At 67.9% G+C, this 22,872-nt stretch carries 24 protein-coding genes and 1 riboswitch; of the genes, 11 read left to right on the plus strand and 13 right to left on the minus strand.

Annotated features, from left to right (window positions below; genetic code table 11):
- The first annotated feature begins 109 nt into the window (after positions 1 to 109).
- On the plus strand, positions 110 to 1,018 hold the full coding sequence (locus ACXJKM_RS12455) for an SDR family oxidoreductase (RefSeq protein WP_457352661.1): 909 nt from the start codon (positions 110 to 112) through the stop codon (positions 1,016 to 1,018).
- Here the strand turns inward: ACXJKM_RS12455 and ACXJKM_RS12460 are convergent.
- From ACXJKM_RS12460 to ACXJKM_RS12470, 3 genes are all read right to left on the minus strand, one after another.
- Complete coding sequence (locus ACXJKM_RS12460) at positions 1,015 to 1,662, minus strand: CatA-like O-acetyltransferase (protein ID WP_457352663.1); 648 nt, start codon at positions 1,660 to 1,662, stop codon at positions 1,015 to 1,017. The genes ACXJKM_RS12455 and ACXJKM_RS12460 overlap by 4 nt on opposite strands.
- A 104-nt stretch (positions 1,663 to 1,766) precedes the next feature.
- Positions 1,767 to 2,018: a hypothetical protein gene (locus ACXJKM_RS12465; protein ID WP_157281978.1), complete on the minus strand. Its 252-nt coding sequence runs from the start codon at positions 2,016 to 2,018 to the stop codon at positions 1,767 to 1,769.
- A 300-nt stretch (positions 2,019 to 2,318) separates the two neighbouring features.
- On the minus strand, positions 2,319 to 3,047 hold the full coding sequence (locus tag ACXJKM_RS12470) for a helix-turn-helix transcriptional regulator (RefSeq protein WP_082532931.1): 729 nt from the start codon (positions 3,045 to 3,047) through the stop codon (positions 2,319 to 2,321).
- Positions 3,048 to 3,134: 87 nt separating this feature from the next.
- Between ACXJKM_RS12470 and ACXJKM_RS12475 the strand changes: the two genes are divergently transcribed.
- The gene (locus ACXJKM_RS12475; protein ID WP_056202384.1) at positions 3,135 to 3,551 is read left to right on the plus strand and encodes a DUF4902 domain-containing protein; all 417 of its coding nucleotides are present in this window, start codon (positions 3,135 to 3,137) and stop codon (positions 3,549 to 3,551) included.
- A gap of 68 nt (positions 3,552 to 3,619) precedes the next feature.
- The gene (locus ACXJKM_RS12480; RefSeq protein ID WP_056202381.1) at positions 3,620 to 4,162 is read left to right on the plus strand and encodes a PaaI family thioesterase; all 543 of its coding nucleotides are present in this window, start codon (positions 3,620 to 3,622) and stop codon (positions 4,160 to 4,162) included.
- On the opposite strand, the gene ACXJKM_RS12485 is transcribed toward ACXJKM_RS12480, so the two are convergent.
- The 3 genes from ACXJKM_RS12485 to edd all read right to left on the minus strand — a co-directional run bounded on the left by ACXJKM_RS12485 (position 4,159) and on the right by edd (position 7,333).
- The gene (locus tag ACXJKM_RS12485; protein WP_457352665.1) at positions 4,159 to 4,713 is read right to left on the minus strand and encodes an MOSC domain-containing protein; all 555 of its coding nucleotides are present in this window, start codon (positions 4,711 to 4,713) and stop codon (positions 4,159 to 4,161) included. The genes ACXJKM_RS12480 and ACXJKM_RS12485 overlap by 4 nt on opposite strands.
- Positions 4,710 to 5,333 carry a bifunctional 4-hydroxy-2-oxoglutarate aldolase/2-dehydro-3-deoxy-phosphogluconate aldolase gene (gene eda / locus ACXJKM_RS12490; protein WP_200955318.1) on the minus strand — a complete coding sequence of 208 codons (624 nt, stop codon included), beginning with the start codon at positions 5,331 to 5,333 and terminating at the stop codon, positions 4,710 to 4,712. Before eda ends, ACXJKM_RS12485 begins: the two co-directional genes overlap by 4 nt.
- Positions 5,334 to 5,503: 170 nt before the next feature.
- Entirely contained in the window at positions 5,504 to 7,333 is a 1,830-nt protein-coding gene (gene edd / locus ACXJKM_RS12495) for a phosphogluconate dehydratase (protein WP_056202374.1), read from the minus strand.
- Positions 7,334 to 7,469: 136 nt separating this feature from the next.
- On the opposite strand from edd, the gene ACXJKM_RS12500 reads away from it, so the two are divergent.
- Positions 7,470 to 8,093: a gamma-glutamylcyclotransferase gene (locus ACXJKM_RS12500; RefSeq protein ID WP_157281976.1), complete on the plus strand. Its 624-nt coding sequence runs from the start codon at positions 7,470 to 7,472 to the stop codon at positions 8,091 to 8,093.
- Here the strand turns inward: ACXJKM_RS12500 and ACXJKM_RS12505 are convergent, their stop codons facing one another.
- Positions 8,094 to 8,702 (minus strand): nucleotidyltransferase family protein, encoded by a 609-nt coding sequence (locus tag ACXJKM_RS12505; protein ID WP_056202371.1) that lies wholly within the window; start codon positions 8,700 to 8,702, stop codon positions 8,094 to 8,096.
- 399 nt (positions 8,703 to 9,101) lie between these two features.
- Here ACXJKM_RS12505 and pdxH point away from each other — a divergent pair, with 399 nt between their 5' ends.
- On the plus strand, positions 9,102 to 9,737 hold the full coding sequence (pdxH, locus tag ACXJKM_RS12510; RefSeq protein WP_056202368.1) for a pyridoxamine 5'-phosphate oxidase: 636 nt from the start codon (positions 9,102 to 9,104) through the stop codon (positions 9,735 to 9,737).
- On the opposite strand, the gene ACXJKM_RS12515 is transcribed toward pdxH, so the two are convergent.
- From ACXJKM_RS12515 to ACXJKM_RS12535, 5 genes are read right to left on the minus strand one after another with little or no spacing between them, the layout of a single operon-like run.
- A complete protein-coding gene (locus ACXJKM_RS12515) occupies positions 9,734 to 10,219 on the minus strand; it encodes a DUF3299 domain-containing protein (RefSeq protein WP_056202365.1) in 486 nt (161 codons plus the stop codon). The genes pdxH and ACXJKM_RS12515 overlap by 4 nt on opposite strands.
- A gap of 20 nt (positions 10,220 to 10,239) precedes the next feature.
- The gene (locus ACXJKM_RS12520; protein WP_056202362.1) at positions 10,240 to 11,427 is read right to left on the minus strand and encodes an FtsX-like permease family protein; all 1,188 of its coding nucleotides are present in this window, start codon (positions 11,425 to 11,427) and stop codon (positions 10,240 to 10,242) included.
- Entirely contained in the window at positions 11,424 to 12,065 is a 642-nt protein-coding gene (locus tag ACXJKM_RS12525; protein ID WP_056202358.1) for an ABC transporter ATP-binding protein, read from the minus strand. Before ACXJKM_RS12525 ends, ACXJKM_RS12520 begins: the two co-directional genes overlap by 4 nt.
- A complete protein-coding gene (msrA, locus tag ACXJKM_RS12530; RefSeq protein WP_056202354.1) occupies positions 12,065 to 12,601 on the minus strand; it encodes a peptide-methionine (S)-S-oxide reductase MsrA in 537 nt (178 codons plus the stop codon). The genes ACXJKM_RS12525 and msrA overlap by 1 nt, the downstream gene beginning before the upstream one ends.
- Positions 12,602 to 12,611: 10 nt before the next feature.
- A complete protein-coding gene (locus ACXJKM_RS12535; protein ID WP_082532930.1) occupies positions 12,612 to 16,064 on the minus strand; it encodes a DUF748 domain-containing protein in 3,453 nt (1,150 codons plus the stop codon).
- A gap of 37 nt (positions 16,065 to 16,101) precedes the next feature.
- Between ACXJKM_RS12535 and ACXJKM_RS12540 the strand changes: the two genes are divergently transcribed.
- Positions 16,102 to 16,890 carry a YdcF family protein gene (locus ACXJKM_RS12540; RefSeq protein WP_162247846.1) on the plus strand — a complete coding sequence of 263 codons (789 nt, stop codon included), beginning with the start codon at positions 16,102 to 16,104 and terminating at the stop codon, positions 16,888 to 16,890.
- 160 nt (positions 16,891 to 17,050) lie between these two features.
- Here ACXJKM_RS12540 and ubiD read toward each other — a convergent pair whose 3' ends face one another.
- Positions 17,051 to 18,589, minus strand: a complete 1,539-nt coding sequence (gene ubiD, locus ACXJKM_RS12545; protein ID WP_056202345.1) for a 4-hydroxy-3-polyprenylbenzoate decarboxylase — start codon at positions 18,587 to 18,589, stop codon at positions 17,051 to 17,053.
- Positions 18,590 to 18,808: 219 nt separating this feature from the next.
- Here ubiD and ACXJKM_RS12550 point away from each other — a divergent pair, with 219 nt between their 5' ends.
- The 5 genes from ACXJKM_RS12550 to ACXJKM_RS12570 all read left to right on the plus strand — a co-directional run bounded on the left by ACXJKM_RS12550 (position 18,809) and on the right by ACXJKM_RS12570 (position 22,870).
- Entirely contained in the window at positions 18,809 to 19,660 is an 852-nt protein-coding gene (locus tag ACXJKM_RS12550; protein ID WP_056202343.1) for a lytic transglycosylase domain-containing protein, read from the plus strand.
- Positions 19,661 to 19,679: 19 nt separating this feature from the next.
- Positions 19,680 to 19,805, plus strand: a riboswitch (ZMP/ZTP riboswitch).
- Between the two features lie 59 nt (positions 19,806 to 19,864).
- Entirely contained in the window at positions 19,865 to 21,118 is a 1,254-nt protein-coding gene (gene glyA / locus ACXJKM_RS12555) for a serine hydroxymethyltransferase (protein ID WP_056202341.1), read from the plus strand.
- Between the two features lie 11 nt (positions 21,119 to 21,129).
- A complete protein-coding gene (gene nrdR / locus ACXJKM_RS12560; protein WP_056202338.1) occupies positions 21,130 to 21,573 on the plus strand; it encodes a transcriptional regulator NrdR in 444 nt (147 codons plus the stop codon).
- Positions 21,574 to 21,730: 157 nt separating this feature from the next.
- The gene (locus ACXJKM_RS12565; protein ID WP_056202335.1) at positions 21,731 to 22,282 is read left to right on the plus strand and encodes a GspH/FimT family pseudopilin; all 552 of its coding nucleotides are present in this window, start codon (positions 21,731 to 21,733) and stop codon (positions 22,280 to 22,282) included.
- Positions 22,283 to 22,396: 114 nt separating this feature from the next.
- Positions 22,397 to 22,870: a type IV pilin protein gene (locus ACXJKM_RS12570; protein WP_457352671.1), complete on the plus strand. Its 474-nt coding sequence runs from the start codon at positions 22,397 to 22,399 to the stop codon at positions 22,868 to 22,870.
- Positions 22,871 to 22,872: the final 2 nt, after the last annotated feature.

Below are 22,872 nucleotides of genomic sequence, written 5' to 3' on the forward strand. Positions count from 1 at the left end.
AAGTTTGACTGACGCCCGGCGATCGGCCGGCATCTGCTGCATGACGAATCGGAGCAGCGAGTTTCGACAAACCGCGAATCGCAAACCGGTCATTTCAAAGGCGAGTGACATGCACAACAGGCATCTGGCAGGCAAGGTGGCCCTGGTGGCCGGCGCCACGCGCGGCGCAGGCCGTGGCATCGCGGTGGCCCTGGGCGAGGCCGGTGCGACGGTCTATTGCACCGGGCGCAGCACGCAGGCGGCCCGCTCGGAGATGGATCGACCCGAAACCATCGAGGAGACGGCAGCTCTCGTCGATGCTGCGGGCGGCCGTGGCATCGCGGCAAAGGTCGATCATCTGGTGGCCGACGAAGTGCGCGATCTGGTCGCTCGCATCGAACGTGAACAGGGGGCACTGCACGTTCTGGTCAACGACATCTTCGGCGCGAGCAAGATCGAATGGGGCAAGACCGTCTGGGAGTCGGATCTCGAATTCGGCCTGCACAGCCTGCGCCTGGCCATCGACACTCATGCCATCACCAGCCACTTCGCGATCCCGCTGCTGCTGAAGGCGCCGGGCGGCCTGGTGGTGGAGATCAATGACGGCACCGAGGAATACAACGGCACGCGCTACCGCAATTCCTTCTTCTACGACCTTGCCAAGGCGGCCGTGCTGCGCATGGGCTTTGCACTGGGCCATGAGCTGAAGTCGCACGGTGCCACGGGTTTGTCGCTGACGCCGGGCTGGCTGCGCTCCGAGGCCATGCTGGAGGCCTTTGGCGTGCGCGAGGACAACTGGCGCGACGCCATCGACCGCGTGCCGGGCTTCGCGATTGCCGAAAGCCCGGCCTTCGTCGGGCGGGCCGTCGTGGCGCTCGCGACCGACCCCGACGTCGCGCGCTGGAACGGCCAGTCGCTGTCCAGCGGCCAGCTGGCCCGCATCTACGGCTTCACCGACCTGGACGGCAGCCAGCCTGACGCCTGGCGCCACATGCTCGACAGCGAGGCGGGCGACGTCGACGTGGCGGCCTATCGTTAGATCGCGTCCAGATTTGCCTGGAAGCGTTCGAAGAAGCGCCCGATGTGCACGCCGTCGCACAGTGCATGGTGCACATCGACGGCGACCGGCATCAGCAGCCGGCCGTTCGTTTCGGTGAAGCGGCCGAAGGCCACCTTGGGCCGGTCGTCGCCTTGACCGCGCGCGTGGGTGAACGCAGTAAACCCCAGCCAGGGCAGCGCGGTCATGTGGACCAGCGTTTCCTCGCGCACGTCGCCGGGCTCATCGGCGGCGAAAAGGTCGCCACTGGCATGGCGCACGCGCTCGATGCCGGGCTTGGCGCGGGCGGCAAAGCTGGCGAGCGAAGGTTCGCGTGGCAGCGTCAGGAAGCCAAAACTTCCGTCGTCGCGCAGCACCGTCGTGCTGGCATGGATGACGCCGAACTCGCGCACGCCCCGGCCGCCGTCGGTCAGGGTCTGGCGCATCGCATCGACGCCATTGGCGGCCTCCAGCGCGGCGTGGTGGTAGGCCAGCCAGGGCGTGGCGCCGTGAGCAGCGGCGCGCTCGCGCAGGCCGGTCACGTCGACCGGCGCGGTGATGCTGAAGGCCGGCTGGGCCATGGTGCGGAAGTGCGCCAGCGCGGCGCGGCGCGGCCAGGCGTCGAGAGGGATGTCGCGGTCTTGCATACGGACCGCATGCTCGCACGAAGGCACATGCGTGAACGTGGACAAAAAAGGAGCCCGGTCTGCCGAAGCAGGCGGGCTCGAAGGAGTTGAAGGGTGGTTGCGCGTCAGCCGCTCAGCTCGCCGCCTTGCATCGGCCGCACGCCGAAGTCATAGAGGGCCCGCTGGAGTTCCTCGGCGCGATCTTCGCCAAGGTCGGCAAAGAGGCGGCTGTTGGGCGTGCTGCGGATCTGGCCGATCTGGTTGTAGCCCAGCGTCTTGGCGCATGCCAGGGTGCGCGACGTCAGTGGCAGGCAATCGAGCGGCGCCTGATCGGCGAGGCTCAAAAGCCGGGCATAGGTTTCGGGGGAAATGGACACGGTGCCTGTGCTGCGGCAAGGGTGGGGGGCCGGGGCCGTGTGCAGCGGCATCAGGAATGCGAGGGATGCGGAGCTCGTTGGCTGGAGCTGGTCATCTGCGCAATCTATCGCTGTATGCATTGGGCAAGGAACCCGTCGATCAGGTCAGCCTCCAAGCTTGGGCAGACCGAGAAGTTCGCAGATCAGGTCGATGACTTTCATGGGGGGCTCCTGCAGGGTGGGGGCTAGATGTCGCCTGCCCGCACTTTCCCTGTTTTAGCCCCCCTAGAAACCTAGCAAGTCTGCTAGGTTGAAACCGCATTACAGAATGCCGGCCGCCACGCACTTGAGCACTGCCTGGTGCTTGGACGTCACGCCCAGCTTGCGCATCACATTGCCAAGATGGAAGTTCACCGTCTTCTCGCTCATGCCCAGGATGACGCTGACCTCCCAGGCCGTCTTGCCCTGGGCCGTCCAGCTCAGCACGTCCAGCTCGCGCCGGGTCAGCTTGGGCAGATCACCCTTGTTGAGCTTCGCGCCCAGCAGCCGGTCCGCCGCCGTCAGCGCATGCGCAGCCAGCAGCTGCAGGCCCGCAACCATCTGCATCAGCTGCATGCCCGGCTCGGGCAGCGCCTCGTCGCGATCCACGCCGAGCAGGAAGTGCTTGTCACCCGGCAGGTGCAGCTTGACGGCGATTCCCGTCTTGTAGCCGTAGGGTGCCTGCGCTTCCCAGATGTCCCCGGCGTCCGCCGCTACATACGTTTTCTGATCGTAGACGACTGGCACGGCATGGCTCATGAGCTTGGCCATGACGGGATCCCGACGGGCCTCGCCCAGGTCCTTCGCCACCGCGAGATACCCCTCGGGCGTGTTCCCCAGCGACGTGATCTGCACATCGGCGTCCTGCAGGCGCCCACGCATCAGCACGCCGGAGATGATCGGGAAGCCCAGCGCATCCGCCGTCGCGACAAGACGGCGCTCGAAGCTTTCGAAGTCGTCACTCAGGCCGACGTCGATCAGCTGCTGGTAGTTCATTTCGGGCTTACCCATACCTGCCAAGTCTGCCAGCTTGTTCCCCACTGGCCCTGACCAGAGACTGCCCTCCCGTTCGAATCACACGACACAGAGGAGCCGTCCATGCCAACCCTGATCCAGTTGCCCGAAGGCAGCGTCTGCTGGCCGGTGGCCGCGCTGTCCAGCGCCGCCCAGGATGTCCGCCACGCCCGGACCCAGGTGCACCGCGTGCGCCGCGACGAGCACCGCGTCAGCGGCTCGACGCGTTGGGAGCGCTGCTATGCCGACGCCTGCGCCTGGGTGGAATGGGACTGGGTCGAGATCAACGAGGGCACCGTCGCGCAGGCCGATCCGCTCAATGTGCGCTCCAACGTGCTGCTGCTGGACGCCCGCGGCCGCCCGCTGCTGTCGTCGCGTCGACGCGCGACGTTGGCGACGCTGGTGTATCTGCTGCCCTGGCAGGGTCCGGTGCTGGACAAGCTGAGGATGGACGAACCTTCGCGCCGCAAGGCCGTTGCGGAGCAGCGCCTGGCCGCTTGAACACTGGTGACAGCGCGGGGCACCGGCTTTGCGCAGAATCGAGGGCTTCATCGCTTGAAGCCGCCGCCATGAGTTCTCCCTCCCCCGAAGCCGTCCTTTCCCAATGGCAAGCTGACGAGGCCGCGCTGCGCACGCGGCAGCAGGGTGAAACCGGCCTGGCTTCGCGGGCCATGCTGGCTGGCAAGACCGGGCTGCAACAGATGCAGGCCATGCTGGATGGCCTGGCACCCCGGCCACCGATCAGCGAGACGCTGGACTTCCTGCTGATCTCGGTGGAGGACGGAATCGCCGTCTTCCAGGGGCGACCACAGTTCAAGCACTACAACCCGCTCGGCAGCGTGCACGGCGGCTGGTTCGCGACGCTGCTCGATTCCGCCCTGGGCTGCGCGGTGCACACGACCTTGCCGGTGGGCCGCGGCTACACGACGCTGGAGTTCAAGATCAACCTCGTGCGCGCGCTGAGCGACAAGGTGCCCTTCGTACGCGCCATCGGCAAGGTGGTGCACCGCGGCCGCCAGGTGACGACGTCGGAGGCGACGCTGGTCGGCCACGACGGCAAGCTCTACGCCCACGCCAGCACCACCTGCCTGTTGTTCGACCTGCCGAGCTAGACGCGCTCGAGCTTTTGGTGCGGCAGCGGCGGCAGCCGTACCGTGATCGCATCGCCCGGCTTCACGGCACCGCCGGCCAGCACGATGCTCATGATGCCGGCCTTGCGCACGACCTCGCCGTCGGCATCGCGGTCGACGACGGCCTTCAAGAGGCCAGCCTCGAAGTTCTCGATCTGCGGGCAGGGATTGCGCAGGCCGGTCACCCGCAGCACGACCTCGGTGCCGATGCGCAGTTCGGTGTCGCGCGGCAGCGCGAGCAGGTCGATGCCGCGGGTCGTGAGGTTCTCGCCCATCTGGCCGGGCTGAACGCCGAACCCGCGGGCGGCGAGTTCGTCGAAGAGCTCGCCCTGGATCAGGTGGACCTGGCGCAGATTGGGCTGGGTCGGGTCCACGGCCACGCGCGAGCGGTGCTTGACCGTCACGCCGCAATGGGCGTCGCCTTCGACGCCCTGCCCTGCGATGAGGCGCAGCTCGCCTCTCGCGAACTTGGAGAAGCTGTGCGTTGCGCTGGACCAAACGGCCGCAACGGTCGCAACGACCGCCAGCGTCATGCGCGCAGTGCCGCGGCCTCGGAGGCCAACTTGGTGATGCGCGCCCAGTCCTTGGCGTCGACCGCGTCCTGCGGCGTCAGCCAGGAACCGCCGCAGACCTTGACGTTGGGCAGCTTCAGGAACTGCGGCGCCGTCTCCAGCGAGATGCCTCCGGTCGGGCAGAAAGCCACGTCCGGGAAGGGGCCGGCCAGCGACTTCAGCAGGTTGACGCCGCCGACGGCAACGGCCGGGAAAAGCTTCAGGAAGCCAAAGCCGGCGGCATTGGCCTGCATGACCTCGGAGGCCGTCGACACGCCGGGCAGCAGCGGCAGGCCCTGGGCCTGGCAGGCGGCGGCCAGTGCGTCGGTGTAGCCGGGGCTGACGCCGAACTGGCAGCCGGCATTCTTGGCGTTCGTCACGTCGGCCGGGCTGCGCAGCGTGCCGGCGCCGACGATGGCGCCCGGCACCCTGGCCATGGCTTCCATGGCCTGCAGGGCGACGGGGGTGCGCAGCGTCACTTCGAGCACGCGCACGCCGCCAGCAACCAGCGCTTCGGCCAGCGGCACGGCGTCTTCCAGGCGCTGGATGACGATGACGGGGATGACGGGGCCGTGGCTGGCCAGGCTCAGGGTGTCGATCATTTCAATTCTCCATAAGACCGGGGTATTCGGGCCGAGCGCTGGGCCGCTCCCGAGCCGGCCCGCTTGGCGAAGCTTGCGGCTCAATGCCGGAAGCTTTGGCGTCCCCTCGGGGGACCGGCCAGGCTGGCGCGCGTTCAGCGCCGCCAGACTGGACGAGGGGCTGTCTCACTTCACAACCAGGTGCAGGCGCCTTCTTCGGCGCTCAGGACATTGCGGCGCAGGCCGGCAAAGAGTTCGCGGCCTAGGCCGTGGGCATTGACGTCGGCTTCGTCCGGATCGAGCGTCGCCACCTCGCGGGCCGCCCAATCGGCCTCGTCGACCAGGGCGGCCAGCGTGCCGGTCTGCGCGCAAACGCGCACGACGTCGCCATCACGCAGCTTGGCCAGCGGCCCACCGGCCAGGGCCTCGGGGCTGACGTGGATGGCCGCGGGCACCTTGCCCGAGGCACCGCTCATGCGGCCGTCGGTGACCAGCGCCACCTTGAATCCCTTGCCCTGCAGCACGGCCAGCGGCGGCGTCAGCTTGTGCAGCTCGGGCATGCCATTGGCGTGCGGGCCCTGGAAGCGCACGACGACGATGACGTCGCGCTCCAGCTCGCCGTTCTTGAACGCGTTCAGCATGGCTTCCTGCGTCGTGAAGATGCGGCAAGGCGCCTCCACGGTGTGGCGATCTTCGGGCACGGCCGAGACCTTGATGACGGCGCGGCCGAGGTTGCCGGCCAGCAGCTTGAGGCCACCGGTGGCGCTGAAAGGCGCGGCGGCCGTGCGCACGACACCGTCGTCGCCACTGACGGCCGGCAGCGGCTCGCGCACCACCTCGCCGCTCTGGCCCACCGCCCGCGGCACGAAGGCATAGGGGCGCAGGCTGTCGCCGGCGACTGAGATGACGTCCTCGTGCATCAGGCCGGCGTCCATCAGCTCACGGATGACGAAGCCCGGGCCGCCGGCGGCCTGGAACTGGTTCACGTCGGCGCTGCCATTGGGGTAGACGCGCGACAGCAAGGGCACGACGGCGGACAGGTCGGAGAAGTCCGTCCAGTCGATCAGGATGCCGGCCGAACGGGCGACGGCGACCCAGTGGATCAGGTGGTTGGTCGAGCCGCCGGTGGCGAGCAGCGCCGCCATCGCGTTGACGATGCAGCGCTCGTCGACGAGGTGGCCTATAGGCTTGGCGGCCCGGCCCGCCACGCGGCCACTGATGTTGATCGCCGTGGCGACCGCCTCGCGCGTCAGCGCCGTGCGCAGGTCGTCGTGCGGATGCACGAAGGCGCTGCCCGGCGTGTGCAGGCCCATCGCCTCCAGCAGCATCTGGTTGCTGTTGGCGGTGCCGTAGAAGGTGCAGGTGCCGGCGCCGTGATAGGCCGCCTGCTCGCTCTTCAGCAACTCGTCGCGGCCGACCTTGCCCTGGGCGTAGAGCTCGCGCACCTTGGCCTTGTCGCTGTTGGAGATGCCCGAGCTCATCGGCCCGGCGGGCACGAAGACGCAGGGCAGATGGCCGAAGTGCAGTGCGCCGATCAACAGGCCCGGCACGATCTTGTCGCAGATGCCCAGCAGCAGGGCCGCATCGAAGACGTCATGCGTCAGCGCTATTGCCGTGCCCATCGCGATGGTGTCGCGCGAGAACAGGCTCAGCTCCATGCCGGGCAGGCCTTGCGTCACGCCATCGCACATCGCCGGCACGCCGCCCGCGACCTGCACCGTGGCGCCCAGGCGATGGGCCTCGGCTCGGATCTGCTCCGGGTAGCCCTCGTAGGGCTGGTGGGCCGACAGCATGTCGTTGTAGGCCGTGACGACCCCGAGGTGGGGGGCTTTCTCGGCGACGATGCGCAGCTTGTCGTTGGACGGCATAGCCGCCACGGCGTGGGCGACGTTGGCGCAGCCCATGCGCTCGAAACCGCGCTGGCGGCCGCCGAGCTTGGCGATGCGGGCGAGATAGTCGCCACGCAGCTTGGCGCTGCGTTCGCGGATGCGGTCTGTAACTTGAATGAGTGTGTCGTGCATGCGGGTCTCCTGCGGCTCTCGTAACCGGCCCTTGGGAATTTAGGTAACCATATTACTTGCCTCCAGCGCTGCGCGGGTTACGGGCTGGGTACCTGAGAAACGTCGTGCAACTCTCTGGCATGACAAGATGGGGGCGATGGCGTCACAGGCAATCCATATTCCCCATGGCCCGGCGCGCAGCGCCCATCTGTTGCAGCGCACGACCGCCGAATGGCGGGCTAGCGGCGAAGACCTGCTGCTGTTTGCCTATGGCTCGTTGATCTGGCGGCCCGAGTTCGAGTATGCCGACGCGCTGCCGGCGCGGGTGTTGGGCTTTCACCGCGTGCTGCGCATGCGTTCGCGCGTGAACCGCGGCTCGCCCCAGGAGCCGGGCCTGGTGCTGGCGCTGATCTCGGGTGGCAGTTGCCGCGGGCTGGTCTACCGCATCCCGCGCACCGTCGGTGAAGAGGTGTTGCCGCGTTTGTGGGAACGCGAGATGCCCAACGGCGTCTACGAGCCGCGCTGGCTGAACTGCGACACCGGCGCGGGCCGGCTGCGCGCCCTGGCGTTCACGCTGTCGCGCCAGAGCCCGAACTGGACCGGGCCTTTGCATGAGCCGGAGCTGCTGCACATCTTTCAACACGCCAGCGGCCGCTACGGCACGACGCTGGACTATCTGCTGCGCACCGTTCAGGGTTTGCGCGAACATGGGATCCGCGACGCGGAACTGGAGCGCCAGGCCCACCTGGCGGCGCAGCACGGGCTGTGCGCCCCGCTTTGATCAGCCCCTGAGCCGCGCGAGATCTTCCTCGGTGTCGACGTCGACATGCACGCCGGGGTCGTCGACGGGAATGGGTTGCGCCGCGTAGCGAGCCACGATGCGCCGCGCGCCCTCATCGCCCTGCAGGGCCACCAGCTCCGAGTAGAGCTCAGTGCCAAAGCCGACCGGATGGCCCTGGATGCCGCGGTACTGGGCATAGCAGACGGGGTAGCGCTCCAGCCCCTCGGCCACGGCCATGATGGTGGTCGGCTGCACAAGCGGCATGTCGGCCGGCAGGATGAGCCAGCCGTCGGCATCACCCGTGGCGCTGACGCCGGCGACGATGGAATGCCCCATGCCGATGGGCTGAGGCCGGCCGTGGGTATCGCGCTCAGGCAGCGTCACGACGTCGCGCGCCGCGATGAGCTTGTGCACGGCCGGCGCCAGGGCTGCCGTCGTCACAACGACAACCGGAAGCTGCGTCGCGATGGCATGGCGCAAGGTGCGCGCCAGCAAGGTATCTCCACCGGGCGTTCCCGCCAGGTGCTGTTCCAGCTTGTGGCCCGAGCCGCGGAAGCGCGAGCCGCGACCCGCGGCCAGCACAACGACGACGGGGCGTCGCTTTGTCATTTGCTATTCGTCCTTCAAAACCCACTTACCTAGCGCCGGTCTGAGCCGTTTGCTGCAGTGCCACAAGCATGCCGAGTGAGGCTTCGCTTGAAACTGGGGCGTTCACTTAAGGGAAGGTCTGCATACGTAGGGAGGTCGTCAGGCCTGGCGTTGGGCCCGCGCCGGGGCGAGTTGCGGGGTGAGGCAAGGCGCCTGCGAGGCGTGTGGCGGGCCTACACAACGAGCGGGTAACGACGAATCACCCCGCAACTCGCCCCGGCCCTCCGGGTTGGAGCTGCAAAGGGCTCAGTCGTTGTTGCAAGTGCTCGCGACGCCACCGGCATCGCTGCGCCTTGCGCCTAGACTGAGCCCTTTGCAGCACCAACGCGGGCCTAACGCCAGGCCTGATGACCTCCCGCCATGAGCAAGTTGAGCGACTTCCGAAAGAGCTACGAACTAGGGGAGCTGGATGAGGTGCAAGCTGCGGATGGACCGCTGGCGCTCTTCAACCGCTGGATGGATGAGGCCATCGCCCACGATATGTCCGAGCCGACCGCGATGACGGTGGCCACGGTCGGTGCCAACCACCGGCCGTCGACCCGCGTCGTGCTGCTCAAGGGCTGCGATGCACGCGGCATGGTCTGGTTCACCAACTACGAAAGCCGTAAAGGTGAAGAGTTAGCAGGCAACCCTTACGCGGCCTTGCAATTCCACTGGGTGGAGATGGAACGCGTCGTGCGCATCGAGGGGCGCGTCGAGAAGACCTCGGCCCAGGAATCGGACGACTACTTCAAGAGCCGGCCGCTGGATTCGCGCCTTGGGGCCTGGGCTTCACCACAGAGTCGGGTCATCAGTTCACGTGCTGTGCTGGTGGCCAACGCCGCCAAGGCGGCCGTTCAGCAGGGCCTGAACCCGGACCGGCCGCCGCATTGGGGCGGCTACCGCCTCGTGCCGGACCGTTTTGAGTTCTGGCAGGGGCGCCGTTCCCGGCTGCACGACCGGCTGGTCTTCAGCCTGGATGCCGACCGCTGGGTGCGCGAACGGCTGGCGCCCTAATTGACGGCGTTGCCGTCCTCGACGCGGTAGTACAGGCCGTAAGGGTCGTCGTTGAGCACGGCCAGCACACCCTCAACGACGACGGGTTCCAGCGTGTAACGCACCGGCTTCTTGGTGCGCACCTCGACCAGTCCCTCGGGCCCGGCCGGTACGCAAAAGGAGCAGGTCGTGGGCACCGACGACAGCAGGAAGTGCTGCTGCTTGTCGCCCGCCTCCAGCGGCATCATGAAGCCCTGCACCTTGATGGTCTTGCGGTCCAGCGCCTGCACGGCCGCGGGGAAGGTCGGCACGATCTTCTTTTTCTCGGCCTTGGCGGTGACTTGGGACAGCAAATGCCAGGACACGATGTCGGCGCGCTCCTCCAGCGGCTTGAAGGGGCTGCGTGGGTCGTGATAGCCAGGCCCCTGCCCCATGCCCGGCGGCGTTTGGGCGAACGCAGCAGCAGCGGCAAGACAGACGGCGAGAAGGGGCTTGAACTTCATGATGGCGGGATTGTCGGGGTTCAGCGCGGAGCTTGCAGCAGGGTTGTGACATCCAGCCGATAGGCCCGCCATGCGGGCCAGGCAGCGGCCAGCAGCGCCAGGGCGCCGGCAAGCAGCGGCACCAGCCATTCGGCTTCGCTCATGCCGAGCTGGCCCAGGCGAAGCGACTGTCGCTCGGCGAGCAGACGCTCCAGCAGCGCAACAAGGCCGTGCCCAGCCACCAGCCCCAGCACGGCGGCGAGGCCGGCGAGCAGCAAGGCCTCCAGCGCGATCAGCGCGGCGACACGCGAGGCCGGCGCGCCCAGCATGCGCAGCATCGCAAGATCGCCCTGGCGTGCCCGCACCGCATGCAGCAACGCGACCCAGACCGACAGCCCCGCCGCCGCGAGCAGCACGATGCCAAAGCCCCGCAGCACTTCGGTGCCGGCACCCACCAGGCGCATCAGTCGGGCTGTTTCCAGCGCCGGCGCGGCGGATTGCAGGCCGTCCTGCGCATTGACCCAGCGCGGCAGCATGACGGCGGCCAGCGGGCTGCGGTAGCGCACGAGGGCGAGCGTGATCTCCTTCCTTTCGCTCTCCTCGTCGTGTGAGACGGCGTGGTCTTCGTGCACCTCCCACACCGATGCCAGATCGGTCAGCACGAGGCGGTCCAGCACGCTGCCGGATTCGGCCAGCACGCCGACGACCTCGAACTGATGTTCGCCATGCGCGCCGCCACCCTCGGCCAAGCCGTGGCTGCCGGCGAAACGGTCACCGGGCTTCAGCCCGCTCGTGCGCGCGACTTCGGCGCCGAGAACGGCCTGCATCGGTTTCGTCCAGAGCGCGCCCTGCCCCATTTGGCCGCCATAGAGATCGATGTACGCCGGCGTCGTGCCAGCGATGCGGTAGCCGCGGAAGGAGTCGCCCAGCGACAGCGGCACAGCCTGGGCGACGAGGGGCTGCTGCTTCAACAGCTCCAGCGTCGCCAACGGGATATTGCCGGTCGGCGCGTCGAGGTGGAAGACACCGGCCAGCATGATCTGCATGGGGCTGCCCTTGGCGCCGACGACGAGGTCTATGCTGGCGAGGTCGCGCTTCAGCCCCGCCTCGACCTGGGCACTGGCGCGCAGCACGAAGGTCACGGCGGCGAGGCCGAGCGTCAGCAGCAGCAGGTTCAGCGCTGTCGTCAACGGGCTGGACCACAGGTATCGCCACGCGAGGCGGATCACAAGACCACCTCGCTGACGTCATCCCGCTCTGCCAGCGCTTCGACGACACGCGCGTCATGGCTGGCGATGACCAGCGTGCAGCCCTCGCGCTCGGCCGCATCGAGCAGCAGGGCCAGCATGTGCAGGGTGTGCTCATCGTCCAGGTTGGCGCTGGGTTCATCGGCCAGCAGCAGGCGCGGACGGCGCATCAGTGCGCGCGCGAGCGCCACGCGCTGGGCCTGGCCAACGCTGAGCTGGTGCGGCCGGCGATTCGCCAGCTCAGCAATGTCCAGCGCCTCCATCAGCTCGGCCGCGCGCTCCGGGTCGGCGCCCTGCCCTGCGGCCAGCGCCGGCAACGCCAGGTTCTCGGCCACAGTCAGCGCCTCGCTCAAATGCAGGCGCTGGGGCACGACGCCCAACGTGGCTCCACGCCAGGCGTCCAGCGCGCGCGGGCTCAGCGTCTGCAGCTCGGTTTGCGCAACGTTCAGTTCGCCCTGTTGCACGCGCAGCAGGCCCGCCAACAGGGCCAGCAAGGTCGACTTGCCCGAGCCCGAGGCGCCACGCAGCAGCAGATGCCGGCCCGCGGCGAGCGCGAAGTCGGCATAAGCGAGCTCGGCGCCGCCGGCGTAGCGATGGCGCAGGCCGCCCCAGGCCAGCATCACTTGACCAGGCGCTTGAAGCTGGCCAGGAACTTGTCCACCTTGCCGGCAACGACAAAGGCGCAATAGCCCTGCTCGGGGTTGCGGGCGTAGTAGTGCTGGTGATAGGCCTCGGCCGAGTGGTAATTGGTCTCAGGTAACAGTTCGGTGACGGCGCGGCCGGCGTGATGGTCGTTGACCTCCTTCAGCACCTCGGCCGCGAGCTGGCGCTGCGCCTCGGTATGCCAGTAGATGCCCGAGCGGTATTGCGTGCCGACGTCGGCACCCTGGCGGTTCAGCGTCGTCGGGTCGTGGATGGTGAAGAACACCTCCAGCAGTTCGCGCAGCGAGACCTCGGCGGGATCGAAGTCGATGCGCACGACCTCGGCATAGCCGGTGTTGCCGCCGCAGACGGCCTCGTAGGTCGGCTTGGGTCCCTGGCCATTGCTATAGCCGTTCTCGACGCGGTGCACGCCGCGCACGCGCTCGTAGACGGCCTCCAGGCACCAGAAGCAGCCGCCGGCCAGGGTGATGCGTTCGAGATTCGTAGCAGACATGGAATGACCTTCAATGAGCGCCAAGGGAGAGCTCGACATGGGGGCGCCAGGTCTCATCGCAACCCTGGTCGCAGAGCTTGGGCGCGGCGAGAAAGACGCGCGCATTGGGCGCGCCGCGGGCCAGCAGCGCATCGCGCACCGCCGTGGCGCGGGCCACCGCCAGCTGGCGCAGTGTTTCGTCTTCGATGGCGTAGCTGCCCAGCAGCAGGCCGCGCATCTGCTCGGGCGGCAGATCCTTGGCCAGGCCGAGCAGGTTCTTGGGCTTGTTGGGCAGCTTGCTGGCCTGGTAGAGGCGCTTGAGCGCGGCATCGGGTGTTGCGTTTTCGGCTTTGAGTGCACTGGCCAGGCGCTGTTCACGCAAGGCCTGGCCTTCGGCGGCGATGCCGGCCCAGCCCGTCAGCGTCAGCTGCACGCCGGGCTTGTCGACCAGCAGCTTGGCTACGCGGTCGAGCTTGGTCGAGTCGGCCAGTTCGACGCCACCCGGCACGAAGGCGATCTGGGCCTCCTCGGGTGCGTCGCTGCCGCTGAACAGGGCGAAGGGCGAGGTCAGCGCCTTGCCGATGAGATTGAGCACGAGCTTCCAGACCAGGCCGCCGACGCTGAACTCCGGATCGTTCAGGGAGCCGCTGACGGGCAGGTTGACGTCGATGACGCCGTTGCCGTCCTTCAGCAGCGCCACGGCGAAGCGCACCGGCAGCGAGGTCGCGTCAGGGCTCTCCACGCGCTCGCCAAAGGTCAGCTGGTTCAGGATGATCTGGTTGCTGGCCACCAGCTGGCCGCCGGGCTCGACCTTGTAGCGCAGCTTGGTCGACAGCTTGCCGCGCTCGATGGCGTAGCCGGCGTATTTGGCGGCGTAGGGCGACAACGGCGCCAGCTCGATGTCGGTCGCGTTGGCGGCAATGTCCATGGCCAGTGGTGCGCCCGGTTTGAGCTGACCGTCGATCTCCAGCAGGCCGGTGCCGGCGACCTTGCCCTTCAGCGTCAGCGGCGCCATCGCGCTGCTGGTGGACGAGAAGGCGCCCAGCGAGCCTTGCAGCTCGGTCAGGCGGGCGCTGTAGTTGGGGCGCACGAAGCGGTCGTTGAAATCGACGACGCCGCGGTTGACGCGGATGCGTTCGGCGGCGAATTCCGGCTGCGCTGCCGATGCGGCTGGCGCGGGCGCTGCAGCCGCTTCCGCCGGGCCGATGTCGCGCAGATTGAAGCGACCCTGGTCGTTGACGATCAGGCGGGCATAGGCGTCTTCGAGCAGCGCGTCCTTCACGGCCAGGCGTGGCGGCGCGCCCGGCGCCAGGGCGAGCTTGAGGCCGTCGAGCTGCAGTGCCTGCCAGCTCAGCAGGTCTTCGCCGACGACGCGCAGGCCCTCGACGACGCGGGTCTGCAGCAGCGCCAGCGGCCCGACGCGCACGTCGCCGCCCACGTTGGCCGTCCAGGCGCCGCCGGCCTGCTGGGCGGTGACTTCGGCCTTCAGCCCCAGCTCAGCGCGCTGCAGATGCAGTCCCCAGGCCGGGTCGAGGTAGGCGTTGAGCAGATGCAGCGGCAGGGCCTTGGCCTGAAGGCTGCCGCTGGCCGAGAGCGGCGCAATACCGACGCGGCCGCTCCACTGCAGGCTGCCGGCGCTGGCGGCGATGGGCTGATCATTCGCGCCGAGGGCCGCGAGTTGGGTGGTGATCTGCACCTGCACGGGCGTTGTGGCGGGCCAGCTCAGAGCGCCGAGCTGCAGGCGCAGCGGCTCGGCGGTCAGTGCCACGGGCGTGACGCCTGCGGGCACGGCGGCGTCCTGCCAGCGCAGTGCGCCGCGCTCGACCGTCAGGCCAGCAAGCTGCACCTTCCAGGCCGGGCCGGCAGCGGACGCGGCGCTGTCAGGCGGCAGCAGGCCGGCGATGTTCAAGCGGCCACCCTGCTCGCGGGCGAGCAGAGCGCGCGGCGCGTCCAGCGCCAGCGTGCCGAGGGTGATGGCGTGCGTGGCAGGTTCGACGCTGGCCTTGTCGAGCTGGGCCGAGGCCAGCGTCACCAGCCGCGGCGCGCCGGGCAGGCCAAGGCGAGCGTCGCTGATGCGCAGCTCGGCCAGGGTCAGCTGGGCACGGTCGGCGGCGCCTTCGGCCAGCGGGTTCGTGACGGTGAGGCCAGCCTTGGTGGAGAGGCCGGCGGCCAGCCGTACGCCGCTGGGCAACGGCAGCCAGGCGGCCAGGCGCTCGACGGCGAGGCCATCCAGCTCAGCATCAGCCTGCAGCAGCTCGGGCGACAGCTTGGCCTGGGCCGTCAGCGTGGCCCGGTCCAGGCGCAGGCTGGCGTCGAGCTGGGCAGGCGACTTCAACGGCCAGGCGGCTGCGCCGAGCTTGATCTGGATGGCCTCTAGCGCCAGGCCCTTGTTGAGAGTGAAACGACCCTCCTTGACTTCCAACCCGGCAAGGCTGAACTGCCAGGGGGCCGCAGTTGGCGAGGACACGCCGCCAGACCCTGACCCTGCCGGCAGCGGGCGCAGCCAGGCATCGGGCGACTCCAGCAGGATGGCGCCGAAGCCCAGCTGTCGACGCAGCGGTTGCACATCGGCGAGCGGCAGGCTCAGCCGCTTGAAGCCGAGCAGGGCCTGGCCGTCGGGCTGGGTCAGGGCCAGCTCGTGCAGCTGGATGAGGCCACTGAGCTTGACACCCGGCGTCTGCTTGGGGCGCTCGGCAAAGTCCACCGCCACGTCGACATCGAGCCTGCCGCCGGCCAGTCGGACGGGCGCGCTGGCAGGCACATAGGCGGCCAGCGGTGCGAGATCCAGCCCGGCAAATTTGAAGGACAAACGAGCACTGACGTCGTCGTCAAAGGGCAGCGCCTCGGCGCGGCTGTCGAAGGCGACGCCGTCGAGCTTGCCGTTCAGCTGGGGCTGCACCTTGACCTTGACGTCGGCCGGCAGCGTCGACATGAAAGGCAGGGCCAGGTGCAGGCCGGCCAGCTCGTGCTTGCGCTGCACCGGGCGGTCGTCGAAGAGGATGCGACCGTCGGCCAGCTCGATGTTGTAGACGGCGAACTCGGCGTCCGGCTCCTCGGGCGCCCCGGGCTTGGCGGCAAAGCGCTGGATCAGGTCGTCGATGTCATAGCGGCCCTCGGCCACGCGGGCGAGGCGCAGTTCGGGCTTGGTCAAGGCCACGGATTCGATGACGGCACGGCCGCGCAGCAGAGAGCGCAGCGACAGGGCAGCGTCCAATTTCTGCAGCTTGAACAGCGGTGGCTGCCCGGCGTCGGCGCCGGCAATACTCAGCCCTTCGATGACCAGGGCCAGACGCCAGGGCTGGAAACTGGCCTCCTCGACGGTCACCGGCCGGCCCAGGGCCTCGCTCGCCAGTGCAGCGCCACGGCCGGTAACCCAGCCGGGTAGCGCCAATGTCACGACCAGCAGCAGCAAGGTGACCAGGGCCGACAGCGCGGCGATGGTCCAGAGGGCGAGGCGGGCGGGGGAACGGGAGGTCACTGTCACGGCAAAAGCATTATTGATGTCGGCGAAGATGCCACAGGTGATCTCCCTCGACTATTCAGGCTTCAAGACGTTGCTGCTTGCCGCCGCCCTGCCCCCAGCGCCCCTGTTGCTGCTCGCGGCCTGGGGCGGTTGGCGACTCCAACGAGGCCGGCGCCTGGGCGGGGTGTTGCTGGGCCTGGCGCTGATCGGCGTCTGGCTGTCGGCCACCGAGGCGGTGGGCGAACTGCTGAGCCGGGCCGTGGGGCTGCCCACGGCTCTTGAGCCAGCCCGGATTGACGCGTTGCGCGCTCGCTCAGACGGCGCGGTGCTCGTGCTGGGCGGCGGCGTGAAGCGCCATGCGCCTGAGTTCGCCGCTGGTGCTCCGGCCCGCATCACCGCCGAACGCCTGGCCTATGGCGTCTGGGTTGCCCGGCGCAGCGGCTGGCCGCTGGCCTTTTCCGGCGGTATCGGCTGGACAGCGACTGAACTGCGCGAACCCGAGGCCGACATCATTGCCCGCGTGGCGGCTCAGGACTATGGCCTCCCACTGCGCTGGGCCGAAGCCAGTTCACGGGACACGCGGGAGAACGCCGCCCACACGCTGCCGCTGCTGGCGAAGGCGGGCGTGAAACAGGTCGTGCTGGTCACGCATGAGGCGCACATGCGCCGCGCGCTGCGCGCCTTCGAGGCCGAGGCCGCACCGTTGGGTCTGACGATGCTGGCGGCCCCCATGGGTCTGCGCGATGACGCGTTGAGCAGCTTTGACGACTGGTGCCCCTCCGTCGAGGGCTTTGCACGTGTGCGCTATGTGGTCTACGAGACCTTGGCGTGGTGGGCGGGCCGATGAGGCGCCACAAATAGAAACCCCGCCGGGCTTTAAGGCCGGGCGGGGTGGGTGGCTATGCCACCTTGGGGCTCCACGGCGATTTGCCGAAGGGCTCCTGGCGCGCAAGGGATTGCGCCAGAGGTTGTGCCTCAAAAGGCATCTCAACAGTAGGCGAGCACGCTCAGGGCTTCAAGAAGAGTTGCCCGAATAGCGCCTCGGCCCGCGCCGTGATCTCGGGCGGCAGGCTGATACCGCGACCCCATTCGCGGCTGGTCTCGCCGGGCCACTTGTTGGTCGCGTCCAGCCCCATCTTGCCGCCCAGGCCGCTGACCGGTGAGGCGAAGTCAAGGTAGTCGATGGGCGTGTTGTCCACCAGGGTGGTGTCGCGCACCGGGTCCATGCGCGTCGTGATGGCCCAGATCACTTCCTGCCAGTTGCGCGTGTCGATGTCGTCGTCGACCACGACGATGAACTTGGTGTACATGAATTGGCGCAGGAAGCTCCAGATGCCGAACATCAACCGCTTGGCGTGGCCGGGGTAGGCCTTCTTGATGGATACCACGGCCATGCGATAGCTGCAGCCTTCAGGCGGCAGATAGAAGTCAACGATCTCGGGAAACTGCTTTTGCAGGATGGGCACGAAGACCTCGTTGAGCGCAACGCCAAGGATGGCGGGCTCGTCCGGCGGCTTGCCGGTGTAGGTCGAGTGGTAGATCGGGTTCTTGCGCTGGGTCAGGCGAGAGATCTCGAAGACGGGGAACCAGTCCTGCTCGTTGTAATAGCCGGTGTGGTCGCCGAATGGGCCTTCCAGCGCGTGCAGATAGCCGCCCTTTTCCTTCAGCGGCACGCCGCGCTCGCTGACGCCGGTGTAGCCGGGTGCGGCAGGCGGGATGTGGCCTTCCAGCACGATCTCGGCCGAGGCCGGTGCCTGAAGCGGTTGGTTCTTGCCCACGCCGGTATTGACCAGTTCAGTACGCGAGCCGCGCAGCAGGCCGGCGAACTGATATTCGGACAGGCTGTCTGGCACCGGCGTGACGGCGCCCAGGATGGTGGCCGGATCGGCACCGAGGGCCACGGCGATCGGAAACGGCTCGCCCGGATGGGCCAGCGCGTGGTCGCGGAAATCCAGCGCACCACCGCGGTGCGCCAGCCAGCGCATGATGACCTGGCGGGGGGAAATAAGCTGTTGGCGGTAGATGCCCAGGTTCTGGCGGGTGCGGGTCGGCCCCCGGGTGATGACCAGACCCCACGTGATCAGGGGGGCTGCGTCGTCCGGCCAGCAAGTCTGTATGGGCAGGCGGCCGAGGTCGATGTCGCTGCCCTCCATGACCTCTTCCTGGCAGGCCGCGCGGCGCTGCACGGCGGGCTTCATGTCCCACAGGGCCTTGGCCATCTGCAACAGTTTGCCGGCGTCTTTCAGGCCCTTAGGTGGGTCGGGCTCCTTGAGGCTGGCGAGCACCCGGCCGACATCCCGCAAATCGGCCAGAGACTCAGCGCCCATGCCGAGTGCGACGCGACGCGTTGTCCCGAAAAGATTGGTCAAGGCGGGGGTGGAAAACCCGGCCGGCGCCTCGAACAGCAGGGCCGGTCCGCCGGCCCGCAGCACGCGGTCGCTGAGGGCAGTCATCTCCAGCACCGGCGAGACTTTTTCACGCACGCGCTTGAGCTCTCCGAGGCCTTCGAGGCCGGCGATGAAGTCCCTCAGATCGCTGTATTTCATAACCAAAAGTAGTTTTGAAGAGGCAAAACAACCTTGACTGGTTATCTACGCCTCGTAAAATTCGTCGCTTCGGGTTTTTACTGAAGCCCAACCGGCCAGGTCCTCCGGGCACAGAGATGCCACAGACCAGAGCAATCGGCCGGGAAATTATCACCGTCGCCCCACCCAGACCGCTTCGCATCGAGGCAGCCTGAGGCGGGTTGCGGCACAAGGAGTCGAATGACGACACGTCAAGACCTGTTCAGCCTGGCTCGCCACACGCGGGATTCGGCGTCGCTGTTCGTCAAGGACATCGGCAACGGCCTGCTCGTGGTCAGCCACAACACACTGGCCCTGCTGGGGCTGGCCGTGGTGTCGGTGCTGCTGGTGTTCACGAGCCAGGCCGGCCTGCGTGAGAAAGTGGAATCCGCCACCCTCGGCTGGCTGAATGCGCGCCATGAAGCGCGTGCCGAGGCCGAGGGCAACACCCTGATGGCGTCGGCCGAGCCCGATGCCATTGCCCGCGCCACCGCCACCGACCCCCGCGAGCTGAGCCGCCAGCAGGCCGCCGTCGCCCATTGGCTGGCGCGCCGGTACAGCGTGGCGCCGGAACCCATCAGCCGCCTCGTGCAGGAAGCCTGGGCCGTGGGCCAGCGCGCCAAGGTCGAGCCAACGTTGATCCTGGCCATCATGGCCATCGAGTCGCGCTTCAACCCTTTTGCGCAGAGTGCCGTTGGCGCCCAGGGCCTGATGCAGGTCATGACCCGCGTGCACGACGACAAGTACGAAGCCTTCGGCGGCACGTTGGCGGCCTTCGATCCGGTCACCAATCTGCGCGTGGGCGTGCAGGTTTTGAAGGAATGCATCCAGCGCGCCGGCGGCCTGGAAGAGGGCCTGCGCTATTACGTCGGCGCGGCCAATCTGGCCGAGGACACAGGCTATGCGGGCCGCGTGCTGGCCGAGCACGACCTGCTGAAGGCGGTCGCGGCCGGCCGCACGGTGCCGACCATGACGACCGTCCGGCCGCTGGTGCGCGAAGCGGCGTCTGCCCCCTCGACCGGCGACTCCGCCCAGGTGGCCCTGCTGCGCTGAGGCGCGGCTGACATACACTGAGCATTCACGCGACTGGCGATCAGGGTCACTAGCTGACCTGAGGTGGGCCACCACCGGGGAGCGTGAGGCGGCTGTCCTCTGTCGACATGACAACCGCTATCAGCCGTTCGCCTGGGCAGCCTTGGGACATCACGCCTGCCGTGACCGCCGGGGATTCACCGCCTGACCTTCGGAAACACCAGCATGTTTGACCGCAACACCTCCACCCTCGCCTTGGTCGACCCCGAACTCTGGACCGCCGTCCAGAACGAGAACCGCCGCCAGGAAGACCACATCGAGCTGATCGCCAGCGAGAACTACACCTCGCCGGCCGTCATGCAGGCCCAGGGCAGCCAGCTGACCAACAAGTATGCCGAGGGCTACCCCGGCAAGCGCTACTACGGTGGCTGCGAGTACGTCGACGTCGTCGAGCAACTCGCCATCGATCGCCTGAAGCAGCTCTTCGGCGCCGAATTCGCCAACGTGCAGCCCAACTCCGGCTCGCAGGCCAACCAAGGCGCCTTCTTCGCGCTGCTGCAGCCGGGCGACACCATCATGGGCATGAGCCTGGCCGAAGGCGGCCACCTGACCCACGGCATGGCGCTGAACATGAGCGGCAAGTGGTTCAACGTCATCAGCTACGGCCTGGACGCCAATGAAGCGATCGACTACGACGCCATGGAAGCCCTGGCCCGCGAGAAGAAGCCCAAGCTGATCATCGCTGGCGCCTCGGCCTACTCGCTGCGCATCGACTTCGAGCGCTTCGGCAAGATCGCCAAGGAGATCGGCGCCTACTTCATGGTCGACATGGCGCACTACGCCGGCCTGATCGCCGCGGGCGTCTATCCCAACCCTCTGCCCCACGCCGACGTCGTCACGTCCACCACGCACAAGAGCCTGCGCGGCCCGCGCGGCGGCATCATCCTGACGAACGACGAGGCGATCGCCAAGAAGATCAACTCGGCCATCTTCCCCGGCATCCAGGGCGGCCCGCTGATGCACGTCATCGCCGGCAAAGCCGTGGCCTTCAAGGAAGCCCTGACGCCCGAGTTCAAGGTCTACCAGGAGCAGGTCGTCAAGAACGCCAAGGTGCTGGCCGACACGCTGATCGAGCGCGGCCTGCGCATCGTCTCCGGCGGCACGGAGAGCCACGTCATGCTGGTGGACCTGCGTCCCAAGAACCTGACGGGCAAGGAAGCCGAGGCCATCCTGGGCGCCGCCCACATGACCTGCAACAAGAACGGCATCCCCAACGACCCGCAAAAGCCCATGGTCACCAGCGGCATTCGCCTGGGCACGCCGGCCATGACGACGCGCGGCTTCAAGGAGGAGCAAGTTCGCCAGACGGCCCACCTGATCGCCGATGTGCTGGACAAGCCGCATGACGAGGCCAACCTGGCCGCCGTGCGCGAGAAGGTTGCGGCGCTGACGGCCGCCTTCCCGGTCTACCGCGGCTAAGTCGAGCCTCAATGCGCTGCCCGTTCTGCTCTCACACCGAAACCCAGGTCGCCGAGACCCGGGAGTCGGATGAGGGTGACGTCGTCCGGCGCCGGCGCCGCTGCCTGTCCTGCGACAAGCGCTTCACGACCTATGAGCGGGCTGACATTGCCATGCCCTCGGTCGTCAAGAAGGACGGGCGGCGCGCCGATTTCGACGCGTCCAAGCTGCGTGCCTCCATGCAGCTGGCCCTGCGCAAGCGGCCGGTCAGCGTCGAGCAGATCGATGCGGCCATCAACCGCATCGAGGAGAAGCTGCTCGCCAGCGGCGCCCGCGAGCTCGCGTCCACGCGACTGGGCGAGCTGGTCATGCGCGAGCTCAAGCGCATCGACAAGGTCGCCTACGTTCGATTTGCGTCGGTGTACCGCAGCTTCGAGGACGTCGACGAGTTCCGGCAGCTGATCCGCGAGATCTGATACCGGGTTGACCCTATCCCCCGGCGGGGGGAGATGAGGGGGAGACCAGGGGGATGGGGCACCCGCCATCCCTCTTCGTTCCGCCTTTGGGGGGAAAGACGCGGTGAGCCCCGCTTCCTAGAGTTCGTTCCATCAACAACGAACCCAGGGAAGCACCATGAACCGCACCGCCAACACCCGTCGCAGCAACCGTGGTTTCACGCTCGTGGAGCTCTGCGCCAGCGTCGGCATCTGCGCCGCCCTGCTCGGCCAGGCGGTCCCAGCCATGGGTACGATGCGCCAGCAGCAGCAACTGCGCGTCAGCGCGGACACCCTGGCCAGCGACCTGCGCCTGGCGCGCAGCGAAGCGGCCCGCCTGGGCGACTCGGTCTTCTTCCGCATCAGCGGCAAGGGCGCCAACGCCTGCTACGTGATGTACATCGGCGCCAAGGACGACTGCGATTGTGCTGGCGGCAAGGCCGCCTGCAAGAAGCCGAGCAGCCAGGTCATCAAGGCCGAGTGGCTGCCGACGACCCAGCCCGTGCGCCTCAGCAGCAACGCCGAGACGCTGCAATTCCAGTACCTCCAAGGCCTGGTCACCCAGGCCGGCAGCATTGATCTCAGCCTGAGCGGCGGCCAATCCATCCGCCAGGTCGTGGCGCTCACCGGCCGCGTGCGCAGCTGCTACGTGGGCACGAACAAAGTCAGCGGCATGCCCAAGTGCGCCTGAGGGCCGTTTCATTCGCCCCTTCATTCATGGTGGATGCCGACCAGCGGCGCAACTCGGCGGATGAGCGGCCAAGACGTTACCGATCGTTGTGACGTACTGCCAAAAAATCGGGCCATGTGTACTTGTTCCCGCCCGCGACGCCGTGGCTTCACCTTGATCGAGCTGATGGTCGCGCTGGCCATTGCCGGCATCCTCGCCGCGGTTGCCTATCCCGCCTACACCTCGCACATGCAGCGTGCCCGCCGCGCAGACGCCATCTCCGCACTGACCGCCGTCATGCAGGCGCAGGAGCGTTTCCGCAGCAATTCAGCCACCTACGCGTCGACCCTCAGCGCACTGAACTTGAACATTGCCAGCATCACGCCCCTTTACAGCGTCAGCCTCTCAGGCGTCGGCGCAACCCCGGGGTTTGACGTCGGCTACATCGCCACGGCAACCCCTATAGCTGGCGGCAAACAGGCGACGGATCTGACCTGCAAGACCCTGACGGTGACCCTGGTGGGTGCTACACCCCAGTACTCGGCGACAGGCGACCCCAGCAACAGCGGCACGAATCGCGACACCGGCTCTGAATGCTGGCCTCGATAGTC

Source organism: Roseateles sp. P5_D6 (genome assembly GCF_054049415.1).